Origin of the sequence: Loigolactobacillus bifermentans DSM 20003 (assembly GCF_001434575.1) — a bacterium.
In the GTDB taxonomy this organism is placed as follows: domain Bacteria; phylum Bacillota; class Bacilli; order Lactobacillales; family Lactobacillaceae; genus Loigolactobacillus; species Loigolactobacillus bifermentans.
The window spans coordinates 1-12174 of sequence record NZ_AZDA01000146.1; the positions used below are offsets into that span (position 1 = coordinate 1).

Consider the following 12174-nt stretch of genomic DNA (forward strand, 5'->3'; position numbering starts at 1 on the left):
GTTAAAACTAAGGCCGATAATCGCACGGCTTTAGAATCAAAGTAAGCATTCGCCAAATAGCCCACACTTCGGCGGAAGTGTGGGCTATTTTTTACGCCAATTTTGAAGGCCGCTCAGGCAGCCAACTGGCAATTAAAAATGACCAGCCTTGTGCATTGGGCCAGTTTAAATGCTGCGACGCTGGGGTTGGTTGCCATAAACGCTGGCGGCCAGGCAAAAGCTGACGTGGTGGCGCTTGAAAATGTTGCTGCAGTTTTGGCGGCGCATCATAACGCTGTAAGTGGTAAGCCACGATCAATTGCTGAATTTTAAGCGCATAATGCGGATCTGTGGCATAGCGTTGTGCTAAACGAACCAGCGCGGTTTGATAAGTCGTGCTCTCTTGACGTTTTGCACCTTGATAAAGGGGCAGGCTTAACAGTCGTGCATAAGCCAACAATGATTGGCGGTAACTTGAATAGCGCTCAAACGCCGCTTGGATTGGTTGCAACTGGCCATTATCATCTGCTTCTAAAGTCGCCAAGCGCACCTGATGCACACTGGTCGCCTTCACACCGAATAAATTATAATAAGGCGCTTGGGCCAATTCACTTTGCCCCCAATTGCTTTCTAATGCCGCTTGCGCCAACATAATCGAGGGATATAAATCATATTGACGACTGATGCGCTGGGCCAAAGTGGCAAAACGCTTGAAAAAAGCGGCTTGCGTTGGCCGCCATTGAACCTGCGGCACCGCTGCGACTTGCGGTTGGCTAGGAGCTGGTGGTGGTGCTGCTGATGGTGCTGTCACAGGTTGTGTTGGGGTAAGCGGTGGCGGTGTGACAACTGGCGGATCTGGCGTCAGTGCTGCCGTTGCCATGGCTCGAACTTGCTGTTCATAGGCCTGATGATACGCCTGTTGATAAATGACTTGCGCAACTGGCAACTGATCAGGTGGTGGCGCACAATCCAGGGGTAACTGTTGTAACGCTTGTTGGCGGCCTGCTGCCAGTCCTGACGCCTGCGCAGGTTGCAAGGTTGCCCAAACCAGTTGCTCAATCGCGGTTGGTTGTTGAGGTTGTGGCTTGCCTTGCTGGAAATCCTGGGTTGCCTGTAAATAAGCCTGCCAAGTCGTCACAAAGGCCGTTTGTTGCGCTGGGGCTAGGTTTAAAGCTGGTGATACACGAACTTCTTGTTGCCACAATTGCTGGGCCAATTGTGATACATCAGTGGTGGCTTGCACAGGGCTACAGGCCACCAGCCAGCCCAGCAGTCCCCACCAAAACCATTTTTTCATGTTGCTCGCCTCTTTTCGGTTGTTACTTAAACTTACGCAACAACTTCCAAAAAGCGTTAAAGTAGCTGGACCATAATTACTTATCTTGGTTTGCGCACCGCACCCGGCCGATTTTGAATTTATCTGAAAAAGGAAAAAAATCGGCCTCTAACGTGCGCCATAATGCAGATTCCGACCTTTAACAGCAAAGTAGCTCCAGACTCAAAAATCAGAGTCCGGAGCTACTTTTCGTTAATACTCGGAACCTAAACGCATTATGGCCCACTCATGCTTGAAATAAAAATGCTCGTAATAACCGGTTTACACGTTGGTTATTCTGATGTAACCGGCTGTGCTGTGCGTTCGGACCGGTGATCTGGACCACTTGGTAGCTGGCCGCACGTTGCTTCACTAAGTAGCCTAAGGCTGTGGCCGAGGTAACTGAAACCACACCATCTGAATGAGAGCCATCCTTCAGATCACCATCAACATTCAGCACCTGCGTCTGTTTCGGAAATTGATGCCGTAACGCTAACAAACGCCGATATTCCGGATGAATTTTCACGGGTTCGCCATTCGCCTTAAGTCGATTGGCATGCGGTCGATCCGTCCAGGTGGTGCCATCTTTAGGGTGAAAAGCCCGATTTTTGCCGATGATCCCATCAAACGGCCCTGCTAACGCTACTAATTTTGCCACACGGGGCAAATTGGCCTGCTCACCGTGTTTCAAGGTATAGTAAGTCACTGCATAAGCGCCCATGGAATGGCCCACTAAGTTAACTGTTTGTACATGGTAACGTTGCCGCAACTGATGCATGATTTTAACCAACCACCGTTCGTATTGCACTTCACCAGCGCGATTGTTGGTGTACACAATTTGAATCAGCGGATTTTTAACCCCGTGTCGCCAAAAGCCACTATAACTGAGCTTTCCATTTGCCGCGACAGTGATTGTCAAGACCTTTTGCCCTAAGCGACGCTCCTGAATGGAACGGATCAGATCATTGGTTGAATGGGCACTGCCACGCCAACCGTGCACGAAAACAGTCGGTGTCGTGGCCTGCTTGTTGGTCGTTTGATCATTAAACTGATAATATTCCCAAGCCGCTGCTAAAAGTAAGATCAGCGCAAATAACCCGCGATAAAGCCAGCGTTTCTTCACAAAATTTCCTCCTGTCAGTGTTCGTGAACCGACTTCATCACGACTTTACCAGCATACCGGTGTTGCCCAAAAGGCCACCACAACCATGCATCGCGCTGCCACCACTGGCGAACATGCTGTTGGCACCACGCCAATAGCAAAGGTAGCAACAAGCCGCAGCCAATTAGTAAGACTGGCGCGTTCCAACTAAATTGCTTTAAAATCGTAAAAATCAGTTTGTGCCAATACATCACCACCAAGGTATGCTGGCCAATAAAACGCAGCACCGGTAGTAACGGGGTTGCCGCAAGCCAGTGGGCGATCACAAAAATACCAATGCTAAAAATCACCGGTAATAGCAACGCCAGCTCCGTACTGCTTAATAAGGTTGGACCAGCAATTTGATGCGATTTCATGTACAAAATAAAGTGCATTTTATGTTGCGCCTGCGCCCAAGTAAAGAAGAGCACTTGGCTAAAGATCAACCCAATCAGCCACCAGCAATTAAGATGGCCTTTCACCCAATCAAACAATTGGTAGCCCACATAAACGTAGCGAATAGCACCTAATGCCACATCTGCATCCCAAGGCAGCGTGAACCCAAACAAACTTTGCGCATTATCATAAGTCAGGCCCAGCCCAAACAACGTTAGCGCAATACCCCAGCGGAGCCAAGCCCACTTTACAAAACTGATCAACGCCACAGCGGCGGCCACTGCCAGTAAATACACGGTGAGATACCAAAAAACGCTTAAGCTGCCGTTTAATAACGTGCCACCGTAAAACAGCTTTTCAAAACCTTGCCACAGCACTGACCAAGCACCTGGTTGTAACCCAAAATCGATTAAGGTGATCAGCGCCCCAACGGCGAGATACTGTAAATAAAGCGGCATGAGGCGGCGCCAAATAAAGTGCCGGTAAGCACGCCAACCTACTTGTGGCCGGATAAAAAAGCCACCGATCATAAAGAACAGCGGCATGTGCCACCAATATAAAACTTGGTAAAAAGTGCCATGTTGCGCGGAAGCATGGCCGATCACCACGGCAATGATTCCCAATGCCTTGGCGACATCCACCCATTGAATTCTGTGTTGCCTTGCGATGTTGCTCACCTCTAAGTGCTGATGATGATTTAAACCTACTGCACCATGCTTAAATCAGCCATAAAATCATGGTGCCTAGCGCGCTGGATGGTCGCTTAATTCTTGTTATAGCAGTGTTTAAAGCAACATTCAAGTCATGTTTGAGCGAAACCGTTTTCCTAAAGATGCGTTTTATTGACGCTGGTACGCTTGCCATGCTATAGTAAAGCAAATTAGGTACCTAAGCTACAATACGAAAGGATCAATCAACTTGCCAGAAAGTACGTCAGTATTGTTGTTTCAGACTTTAAATGGTCTTATGAAACAAATTAGCCGCTTTGCGTTTAGTCAGACGAACGACACGCACTTCCATTCACACGGTCGCGGGCGTGGCCGTGTGTTGCATATCTTAAAACATCACAACGGCATTATTCAAAGTGAGCTGGCTGCAAAGCTCGATATTCGCCCCTCCTCTTTAACCGAGTTACTGAGTAAATTAGAAAATGACGGTTTGATCACCCGGCAACAGGACCAAAATGATCGCCGTTTGATCCACGTGATGTTAACGGCGCAAGGATCAAAGCGTATTGCTGCCCACGAGCAAGAAAGTATTGTGCTGTTAAATGAAGTTTTAGCTGGTTTAACGCCTGATGAACAGGCCGAAATGTACCGCTTAACGCAAAAGCTCTATTTAAACTTAAAACATAAAAACGAGGCCAATCCCAATTCCGATTAGCTGACGTGACACTTCAAAAACAATTTTGGCACCTTGCAAAATTGTTTTTTTATTTGGTAGCGTTTTCGTCGCTTGACAATCTTTTTGACACTGGTAAACTAATTCAAGTAATCTAAATCGTAATGATTACTTTTTAGGAATCGACGGAGGGACCGGCTTGAAACCGAAATTAACTGCGCTTATTTTATTACTCAGTAGCTGGCTATTACTGTTAACTGGCTGCCAAAAACAACCCACACCATCCAAAGGCATTACCGTGGTCACGTCTTTGGATTTTTATGCCGAAACAGCAAAGGCCGTTTTAGGCGATCATGGGCAGGTCATTACCTTGATCAATCAACCGAACATGGATCCCCATGATTTTGAACCCACCACCAAAACGGCTAAAACAGTTGCGAAAGGCCAAATTGTGATTTCAAATGGCCTGGGTTATGATAGCTGGCTGCAGCGATTGCTTACCGCCAACGGCAAGGCCCACATTACCAACTTACGCGTTGGGGAAGACTTGTGGCACAAAAAGGCGGGGACGAATGAACATTTGTGGTACGACTACCGCACCATGCCTAAATTAGCCCGGCGTTTAGCCAAGCTGTACAGCCAACGCGACCCGCAGCATCGCAAAACTTATGAAGCCAACGCGCAACGCTATATCCGTTCTCTAAAACCAATCAATCGCAAAATTGCAACGTTACGTGCGCAGTCCAAGCACCAAAAGGTTGCCGTTAGTGAGCCTGTTTTCAATTACGCATTAACCGCAATGGGTTACAAAATCAGCAACCAACACTTTGCCAAAGCGATTGAAGATGGTACCGATCCGTCACCACAAGATATTCAAAAATTACGCACGGCCATTCGACACCACAAAATCGCCTTTTTTGTGCAAAACACCCAAGCAGACAGCAAGGTTCTGACCAATTTGGTGCAACTGGCCAAACAGTCCCACGTCCCTGTATTAAAAGTCACCGAAACTTTGCCTGCCCACTTGACTTATCGCCAATGGATGCTCCGCCAATACCAACAGGTCGCGCGGATCCAGAAAGGAAGCGCCCATGACTGATCCAATTTTAACGGTTCACGACCTTAGCGTCGCATTTCCCAATCAAACTGTTTTTAAACATCTCGATTTCCAACTTGAACGCGGGCATTTTTTAAGCGTGGTTGGCGAAAACGGGATCGGTAAAACGACCTTAATGCGTACGATTCTGCAACAATTAAAACCTTTAAGTGGTGAGATCAGCTTTCACCCGAACCGTAAAACCGTGCATTTTGGTTACGTGCCACAGTTTCGGAATTTAGACCGGGAATACCCACTGAGTATTCGCGACTTTGTAAGCCTCAATTTAAGTGGCTGGAAATTACCTTGGCTAAGCCAGCAAGAGCACCAACAAGTCCACCAGATTTTAGCCCAAACAGGGTTATTAAAAATTCAAAAACAACCGTTGGGCATGGCCTCGGGTGGTCAAAAGCAACGCGCTTATTTAGCCCAGGCCTTAGTCGAACGCCCTGACTTACTGATCTTAGACGAATCAACCGCTAGTTTAGATAATGTCATGAAATACGAATTGCTGGACTTGGTGAAACAGATCCAGCAACAGCAAGGCCTCAGCGTGATCTTTGTCACCCATGATGTGCCTTTAGCCAAGCAATACGCTGATGATTTTCTACTGCTGAAAAACGGGACCTACCAGTTTGGCCCCATTGCCCAACTCCCCGTTAATGACTTACAGGAGGCCGACCATGTTTAGTTTGGAATTTATGCGAAATGCCTTTGTGGCCAGTACCTTTATTGCGATTATTAGCGGAATCATTGGCGTTTTTGTCAGTGCACGGAATATGTCCTTTCTCACGCACACGCTATCTGAAATCGGTTTTGCCGGTGCTTCATTTGGTGTGTTTATGAGCTGGCCCCCATTAAATGGGATGTTGATCTTCACCATGTTTAGCTCTGTGATCATTGGCCGCTTAAGCGTAAAAGCGGCTCGGCGCGAAGCAGCGATCAGTGCCATTTCCAGTCTTTTTATTGGACTCGGGATCCTCTTTTTGTCCCTTTCCAATAAAAGTTCCAGCTACGCCACGAACATTTTATTCGGGAGCATTATTGGCATTAGTCGGCAAAATGTCCAACAAGTGGCTTGGTTATCTGCCCTTGTTTTGTTCGTCATTTTCGTGGTTTATCGCAATTTAAAATTTGATTCATTTGATGCCGTTGGCGCCCAAGTGAAAGGCTTATGGACCAATACGTTGTCGATCGTCTTTTTAATTTTATTGGCCCTTTCAGTCAGTGTTGCGGCACAGATCGTCGGCTCCTTGTTGATTTTTGTGTTACTCACCTTACCGGCGGCCTGTGCGAAATACTTTGCCCATAGTGTCAGTGGGATGATGTTGATTGCTGTGATTTTAGCGTTATTAGGCGTCTGGGGCGGCTTGGCCTTAGGCTACACCACCAACTGGCCGGTTAGTTTCTTCATTGCCAGCTTAGAATGCTTGTTTTACTTTATTGCACTGGCGTATAATTACAGCCATCAAGGCTAATTCTAAGCAACGTTAAATATTGCAGGCTGGGTCACTGATCGACACATGAAACCGGCCAACTTTGAAGCTATTGAAAACAAAATCTCAAGTTGGCCCCTGAATGTGGGGTCATCGCTAACGATTAATCGGGGTAGGCCTTAAACAAAAGCGGCCTACCCCGATTTTTAGTGTGCCGGCCGACTTATTTTTAGGGGGATTTTAACATGACACAACGCCAAAAGTATGGGTTGATCGGATTATTAGGAACGCTCAGTGCCTTTGGACCGCTTTCCATGGATATGTACTTACCAGCACTGCCGCAACTGCAACAAGAGCTGCACACCACCACCTCATTGACCCAACTGTCCATTACCACCTGTTTGATTGGCCTGGCTGTCGGGCAACTGTTCATTGGTCCAATCAGTGATCGTATTGGCCGCAAGCAACCGACCTTGATCGGCCTGGTGGTCTTTACGCTGGCCTCACTACTGGCGGCTTTGGCAACCAACGTTTGGTGGTTATTAGTCCTGCGCTTGTGCCAAGGCTTAGCCGGCGCCGCAGGGTTAGTTACCTCACGGGCCATTGCCAGCGACCTGTTTACAGGGGCCGAACTCACCAAATTCTACGCCCTGCTCATGGCGGTGAATGGGATTTTCCCAGTCATCGCTCCGATTATTGGCGGTTTTGTGCTGGGCTTCGCCAGTTGGCGGGGTATTTTTATCATTCTCACCGTGGTCGGGGTTGTGCTTTGCTTCGGCGTTCTCTTCGGGTTACGTGAGACCCATCCTAAAACGACAACCGCCGCAACCACCCAACCGTTATTACCGGTATTGCGCCAACTGGTCCACGATCCGATTTTTATGGGGTACACGTTAATTGGCGGCCTGGTTACCGGTGGGTTATTTGGGTATATTTCAGGTTCAAGCTTCATGCTGCAAAATATTTTCGGGCTGTCATCCCAAGCTTTTAGCCTGCTGTACGCGTTAAATGGCCTGGGCATCGTGGTCATGTCACAACTGGTTGGGCCTTTGACCACCCGTTATTCGGAACAGCGCGTACTCCGTGGCAGTATCTTGGTGGCCCTACTAGGCGCCTTGCTGCTCTGTGGCACGTTGGCCTTGCCCCATCAATTGCGTTATGTGATCTTACCGTTATTTTTAATCGTTTCAATGGTGGGGATTGCAGGCACCTTAGGCGCAGCGCTGGCCATGGCCCACGCGCCAAAATACGCTGGCAGTGCGTCTGCCATTTTAGGGTTGGTTCAAAACTTAATTGGCGGGTTGTTATCCCCTTTTGTCGGTGTCCTAGGTAAAAATACTTACGTGCCAATGGCGATTTTGATTTTAGTCTGCGAACTCGGTGCCTTGGCGATTTATCAAAAAACTTTCGTTAAAAAATAATCAGCTGCCGACTGGCGGCATCTTTGGCCGCAACGACTAACCCAAAATCAGATTCCTTTAAAGCTGGCGTTTTCCGAATGCCTTTTTGCGTTAAGATCGTAAAGGGATAATCCAGCTTAAGGGCCAATTGTAAATAGCGTTGGATCAACGTTTCACCCATCCGGCCATTGAGATAAAGGCGATATTGTGGGTAACGTTTTAGGATCTGGGTCACCATAGGCAACGTGCGCGTTGCGCGTAATTGTTGAATCGTTAACGCTAATGCCACGCGGTCCCGGTAGTTGCCTAAAAAAGCTCGGCGTTCATCGGGCTTGATCTGTGGTTGTGTGAATAAATGACGCTTGATATAATCCTCTGTTTTTTTCGACATTTTTACGATTTCCCCCTTTAGCTGGTCATGTCATTTGTCATCTGTTCGTTACCTGAATTTAACAAAATTCGCGATTGGCCATTGCTTGTGTTGCCAGCCGCTTTTAGGAAAATTTAACCCAACAAATCGCTTTTCTTTCTCCCAAAAGGCGGTATGATGAAGATAGACTTAATGAAGGGATCTGATGACAGGTGTATCAGCAGAAGTTCTCCCAATTTATGACTTTCGTGGTCAATTATTAGCATTACAGCTTGCCACACGTTATACCCTAAAAATTAAGAACGGGTATATCCTCGCGTTACAAGCCGGTCAGCACCAAGAACGACTGCCAAATCTTGCAGCCTAAGTACAGGTTACACTAGCGTTAGTGTAACACGTCTTTTTAAAATAGAACGCTCATCAGCACATTTACAGAAAGAAGGTCGTCGATCATGACTTGGGGAATTATTTCAACCTGGCAACAAAGTTTAGCTGGCACCACAAAGGCCGCCGAACGCTTGGCAGCTCAAGGGCCAAGTGGCGATGCCGTCCAAATTGCAATTGAAAGTGCCGAAGCCGATCCGGCCTTCAACACTGCCGGTTACGGCGGGTTACCCAATGCAGAAGGCCAAGTTCAGTTGGATGCATCGTTTATGAATGGCGATACCCTCAGCATTGGCGCCATTGCCGCCGCCACGGATATTGCCCATCCTATTGCAGTGGCCCGTAACTTGTCACATGAACTTTTAAACAACTTATTGGTGGGCCACGGTGCCAATGAATATGCCCGGCGCCATGGGTTTGCCATGCGCACCATGCTCACCCCTGAAATGCAAAACTTTTGGGGCAAGCAAGTGCGCAAAAATGCTACCCGACACGATGTGATTGAATCTCATGATTCCATTGGTGTCGTCAGTTTAGACTATCGCGGGCGGTTACACACCGGTTCTTCAACCAGTGGTATTTTCATGAAAGCTAAAGGTCGGGTAGGGGATGCGCCGCTACCTGGTGCCGGCTTTTTCTGCGACAATCAGACGGCTGGTGTGGTGACCACTGGCTTAGGCGAAGACTTAATGAAAGGCCTGTTGCCGTTGCGTATTAACCAAGAAATTGCCAATGGCCTCACCCCACAGGCCGCTTGCGACAAAGTGGTCTACCCCTTTGTCGATGAATTGTATCACCGTAGCGGCCATATCGGTGCCGTTTCTGTTGTGGCATTGGCCAAAGATGGCCAATGGGGTGCCGCCAGCAACGTTGATTTCAGCTTTGTTGTGGCAACGGATCAGCTAGAACCCACCGTCTTCGCTGCGAAACGCAGTACCAACAATCAGACGAATATTCATAAAATTGAACTTTAGCCGTATAAAAAATGAGGTGTTGACGTTTCCGTCAGCATCTCATTTTTTATACGGCTTCAGCTTTTCTCTTCTCTACCAACCTTGATTAAAGGTTTTGACCGCGATCCCAACGATACTTAGAAGACAGTAACGTTTGTTTGACCAAATCACTTAATAGCTTTTCCGTTTGCTTGGTCACGGCTGCGGCAGTGGCTAAGTTAGCGGCTGTTAAAGCTGCTGTTGCGGCAGCGCCGGTTTGACCAGCGACTGCGGCATCAGTGGCCTTAATTTGGCCTAACGCATAGCTTTGCGCGTTGTCACGGTATTCATTGACTTGGTTAATGAACTGATGATAATGGGGTTCAACCACCACTTGTAAGCTCTTATACAGCCAGTAAGCGCTGTTTAAGGACACGTCTTCATCGGCGATTTGATAGTTCGCCGGTGTCTCGTTATTGTTGGTGTAGAACGGTACAAATGGACTGTAAGCGTAAAAGCCTAAATTGATCCACTGGATCCCAGCAACTTCAGCCGGAACACCGTTGCGAATTTGTAAAATACAAGCGCAATGGTTACGATCCAAGGCAATGGACCGGAACCGGCTTTGTTCCTTTTCAGTCCCCGACGCATAGGTATCAAATGGGTCATAAGGGGTGCCGTTATAATGTGACGATAAGAAAAATTCAACATCTTCCACCGCAATTTTACGATTGGCATGCTGGCAGAACGGAATTTCTTGACTGGTTGGTTCTTGTTCCAAATCTGGTGTGAATAATTTTTGCCCGTACCAAGAACGCGGTGTGTTGTAATAAGCATCCGCTTCGTCTTTGGTGCCAAAAATATTCCGGAAGTTAAACGTGTCAGGATTGGGATTTAAATGATTTTCAGCCACAAAATCCTTGATCGTCGTGGCATACATATAGTTGTCTGGATCATCAAATTTAATGTCTTCAATACACATAATATTGGGTGCAATCGCATAGCAATCGTCTGGGATCCGCACCGCAACCCATTGATGGCCGCCGCCCGTTTCAAAATACCAAACTTCATCATGATCGTTAAACGCAATCCCGTTGGTTTCGCCAGTCCCGTATTTTTCAACCAAGGCCCCTAACCGGGCAACCCCTTCACGAGCAGACTTAATGTAAGGTAATACCAATGTCACCATGGCATCTTCGTCAATGCCAGCTTCAACCAATGGATCATAACCTAAGACCCGCGCATTGGTGAATTCTGTTTCAGTGGCGCTCATCCCAACATTATATTCGTTAATGCCTTGTTCATCCCAAATCCCATCACTTTGGTCAGCATTTGGCGTCGCCGTGTAGCGGCAAGCCTTGCCTGGCAACGGCACCTCAACACCATTATAAGTCGAAACAAACGTCTTCCCGGTGTTATCCGTTGCTGGATAAGTGACAAACAGTTTTGGCTTTACACCATCATGACCGTCTTCATCACGGGCAATCATTGTTGAACCATCCATACTTGCGTTCTTACCAACTAACATTGCTGTACAATCTGAATTTGGACTCTTTTTTACCACGATTTTCACTTCCTAGTTAGATTTGTTAAAAAACTTATTCACAAACAAAAAAGTATCAATCTTGGTGCTGATTAAAAGTTAAGCCAGTGCAACATCAGCGCCGCTAAACGGTGTTATCATCACATTTTCAGCTTAAGCTTTTTCAAAGCACCACGGTTAAGCAATCACACATAGCACATGTTCATCATAACAAAATCCGCTTGATTCGCAACCTATTACACATGAAATCCAACAAAATTTAGCGAATTCAAATGAAGCTCAGATTTAACAGCTATTTTCTCATAATTTAAGCCGAAAAACTTAATTAGATTTTTCACTTTTTATCTGACTGTTAACCGCATCCTCACAAAAAAACCGGCCCATAATTACCTATTTTGGTTTGCTCACCGCACCCGGCCAACTTTGAATTCATCTGAAAAAGGAACAAAGTTGGCCTCTAACGTGCGCCATAATGCAACCTTCGACCTTTAGCTACAAAAATGGGTAGACTCAAAGTTCGGAGTCTACCCATTTTTTTGCTAATACTCGAAGGCTAACCGCATTATGGCCCACCCTTTTCAATATTCATTATTCAGCTGTTTCTAATGCGTCTAACTTCTTGCTGGAGAACCAGAGGATCAGGCCTAAAATAATCACGATTGCCGCTAAGATCCCGTAACCGGATTGGAACTTGCTTGGGTCGCTGGTCTTCAATAAGGCATAGACTTGTGGGTACAGTAAGTTGGCGAAGAACACGGCAACTGGCCAGAAGCCTAATAATAACCCCTGGGCCTAGAATAAAAAGTGTACAAGTTAAATAGAGACTCTGATTTAGTATAAT

The 12174-nt window shown here is 46.9% G+C and carries 12 protein-coding genes and 1 pseudogene; 7 read left to right on the forward strand and 6 right to left on the reverse strand.

The features are described from left to right. Nucleotides 1-91: 91 nt before the first annotated feature. The 3 genes from FC07_RS15415 to FC07_RS15425 all read right to left on the reverse strand — a co-directional run bounded on the left by FC07_RS15415 (nucleotide 92) and on the right by FC07_RS15425 (nucleotide 3508). Entirely contained in the window at nucleotides 92-1276 is a 1185-nt protein-coding gene (locus tag FC07_RS15415) for a glycoside hydrolase family 73 protein (protein WP_057905954.1), read from the reverse strand. 265 nt (nucleotides 1277-1541) lie between these two features. Further along, the gene (locus tag FC07_RS15420; RefSeq protein ID WP_057905955.1) at nucleotides 1542-2417 is read right to left on the reverse strand and encodes an alpha/beta fold hydrolase; all 876 of its coding nucleotides are present in this window, start codon (nucleotides 2415-2417) and stop codon (nucleotides 1542-1544) included. 14 nt (nucleotides 2418-2431) lie between these two features. Continuing rightward, the gene (locus FC07_RS15425) at nucleotides 2432-3508 is read right to left on the reverse strand and encodes an acyltransferase family protein (protein ID WP_083483364.1); all 1077 of its coding nucleotides are present in this window, start codon (nucleotides 3506-3508) and stop codon (nucleotides 2432-2434) included. Between the two features lie 241 nt (nucleotides 3509-3749). Between FC07_RS15425 and FC07_RS15430 the strand changes: the two genes are divergently transcribed. The 5 genes from FC07_RS15430 (at nucleotide 3750) to FC07_RS15450 (ending at nucleotide 8125) form a co-directional block, all read left to right on the forward strand. Then, nucleotides 3750-4214 (forward strand): MarR family winged helix-turn-helix transcriptional regulator, encoded by a 465-nt coding sequence (locus tag FC07_RS15430; protein WP_155797809.1) that lies wholly within the window; start codon nucleotides 3750-3752, stop codon nucleotides 4212-4214. Between the two features lie 157 nt (nucleotides 4215-4371). Next, the gene (locus tag FC07_RS15435) at nucleotides 4372-5271 is read left to right on the forward strand and encodes a metal ABC transporter solute-binding protein, Zn/Mn family (protein ID WP_057905958.1); all 900 of its coding nucleotides are present in this window, start codon (nucleotides 4372-4374) and stop codon (nucleotides 5269-5271) included. Continuing rightward, nucleotides 5264-5959 (forward strand): metal ABC transporter ATP-binding protein, encoded by a 696-nt coding sequence (locus FC07_RS15440; RefSeq protein ID WP_057905959.1) that lies wholly within the window; start codon nucleotides 5264-5266, stop codon nucleotides 5957-5959. Before FC07_RS15435 ends, FC07_RS15440 begins: the two co-directional genes overlap by 8 nt. Beyond that, on the forward strand, nucleotides 5952-6746 hold the full coding sequence (locus tag FC07_RS15445; RefSeq protein WP_057905960.1) for a metal ABC transporter permease: 795 nt from the start codon (nucleotides 5952-5954) through the stop codon (nucleotides 6744-6746). The genes FC07_RS15440 and FC07_RS15445 overlap by 8 nt, the downstream gene beginning before the upstream one ends. A gap of 203 nt (nucleotides 6747-6949) precedes the next feature. After that, the gene (locus tag FC07_RS15450) at nucleotides 6950-8125 is read left to right on the forward strand and encodes a multidrug effflux MFS transporter (RefSeq protein ID WP_057905961.1); all 1176 of its coding nucleotides are present in this window, start codon (nucleotides 6950-6952) and stop codon (nucleotides 8123-8125) included. Here the strand turns inward: FC07_RS15450 and FC07_RS15455 are convergent. Further along, the gene (locus tag FC07_RS15455) at nucleotides 8115-8495 is read right to left on the reverse strand and encodes a DUF1694 domain-containing protein (RefSeq protein WP_057905962.1); all 381 of its coding nucleotides are present in this window, start codon (nucleotides 8493-8495) and stop codon (nucleotides 8115-8117) included. The genes FC07_RS15450 and FC07_RS15455 overlap by 11 nt on opposite strands. A gap of 184 nt (nucleotides 8496-8679) precedes the next feature. Between FC07_RS15455 and FC07_RS16070 the strand changes: the two genes are divergently transcribed. Both FC07_RS16070 and FC07_RS15460 read left to right on the forward strand, forming a co-directional pair. After that, complete coding sequence (locus FC07_RS16070; RefSeq protein ID WP_170206667.1) at nucleotides 8680-8841, forward strand: hypothetical protein; 162 nt, start codon at nucleotides 8680-8682, stop codon at nucleotides 8839-8841. Nucleotides 8842-8926: 85 nt separating this feature from the next. Then, nucleotides 8927-9832, forward strand: a complete 906-nt coding sequence (locus FC07_RS15460) for an isoaspartyl peptidase/L-asparaginase (RefSeq protein WP_057905963.1) — start codon at nucleotides 8927-8929, stop codon at nucleotides 9830-9832. An 85-nt stretch (nucleotides 9833-9917) separates the two neighbouring features. On the opposite strand, the gene FC07_RS15465 is transcribed toward FC07_RS15460, so the two are convergent. Together FC07_RS15465 and FC07_RS15740 are read right to left on the reverse strand one after the other, a co-directional pair. Then, on the reverse strand, nucleotides 9918-11318 hold the full coding sequence (locus tag FC07_RS15465; RefSeq protein ID WP_057905964.1) for a C69 family dipeptidase: 1401 nt from the start codon (nucleotides 11316-11318) through the stop codon (nucleotides 9918-9920). 603 nt (nucleotides 11319-11921) lie between these two features. Then, a pseudogene (locus FC07_RS15740) lies at nucleotides 11922-12119 on the reverse strand (peptide MFS transporter); the annotation flags it as partial. Between the last annotated feature and the right edge of the window lie 55 nt (nucleotides 12120-12174).

Coding starts and splice junctions, on each gene's coding strand:
- FC07_RS15445 (WP_057905960.1), top strand. CDS start 5,952: ATGTTTAGTTTGGAATTTATGCGAAATGCCTTTGTGGCCAGTACCTTT.
- FC07_RS16070 (WP_170206667.1), top strand. CDS start 8,680: ATGACAGGTGTATCAGCAGAAGTTCTCCCAATTTATGACTTTCGTGGT.
- FC07_RS15440 (WP_057905959.1), top strand. CDS start 5,264: ATGACTGATCCAATTTTAACGGTTCACGACCTTAGCGTCGCATTTCCC.
- FC07_RS15450 (WP_057905961.1), top strand. CDS start 6,950: ATGACACAACGCCAAAAGTATGGGTTGATCGGATTATTAGGAACGCTC.
- FC07_RS15455 (WP_057905962.1), bottom strand. CDS start 8,495: ATGTCGAAAAAAACAGAGGATTATATCAAGCGTCATTTATTCACACAA.
- FC07_RS15460 (WP_057905963.1), top strand. CDS start 8,927: ATGACTTGGGGAATTATTTCAACCTGGCAACAAAGTTTAGCTGGCACC.
- FC07_RS15465 (WP_057905964.1), bottom strand. CDS start 11,318: ATGTTAGTTGGTAAGAACGCAAGTATGGATGGTTCAACAATGATTGCC.
- FC07_RS15415 (WP_057905954.1), bottom strand. CDS start 1,276: ATGAAAAAATGGTTTTGGTGGGGACTGCTGGGCTGGCTGGTGGCCTGT.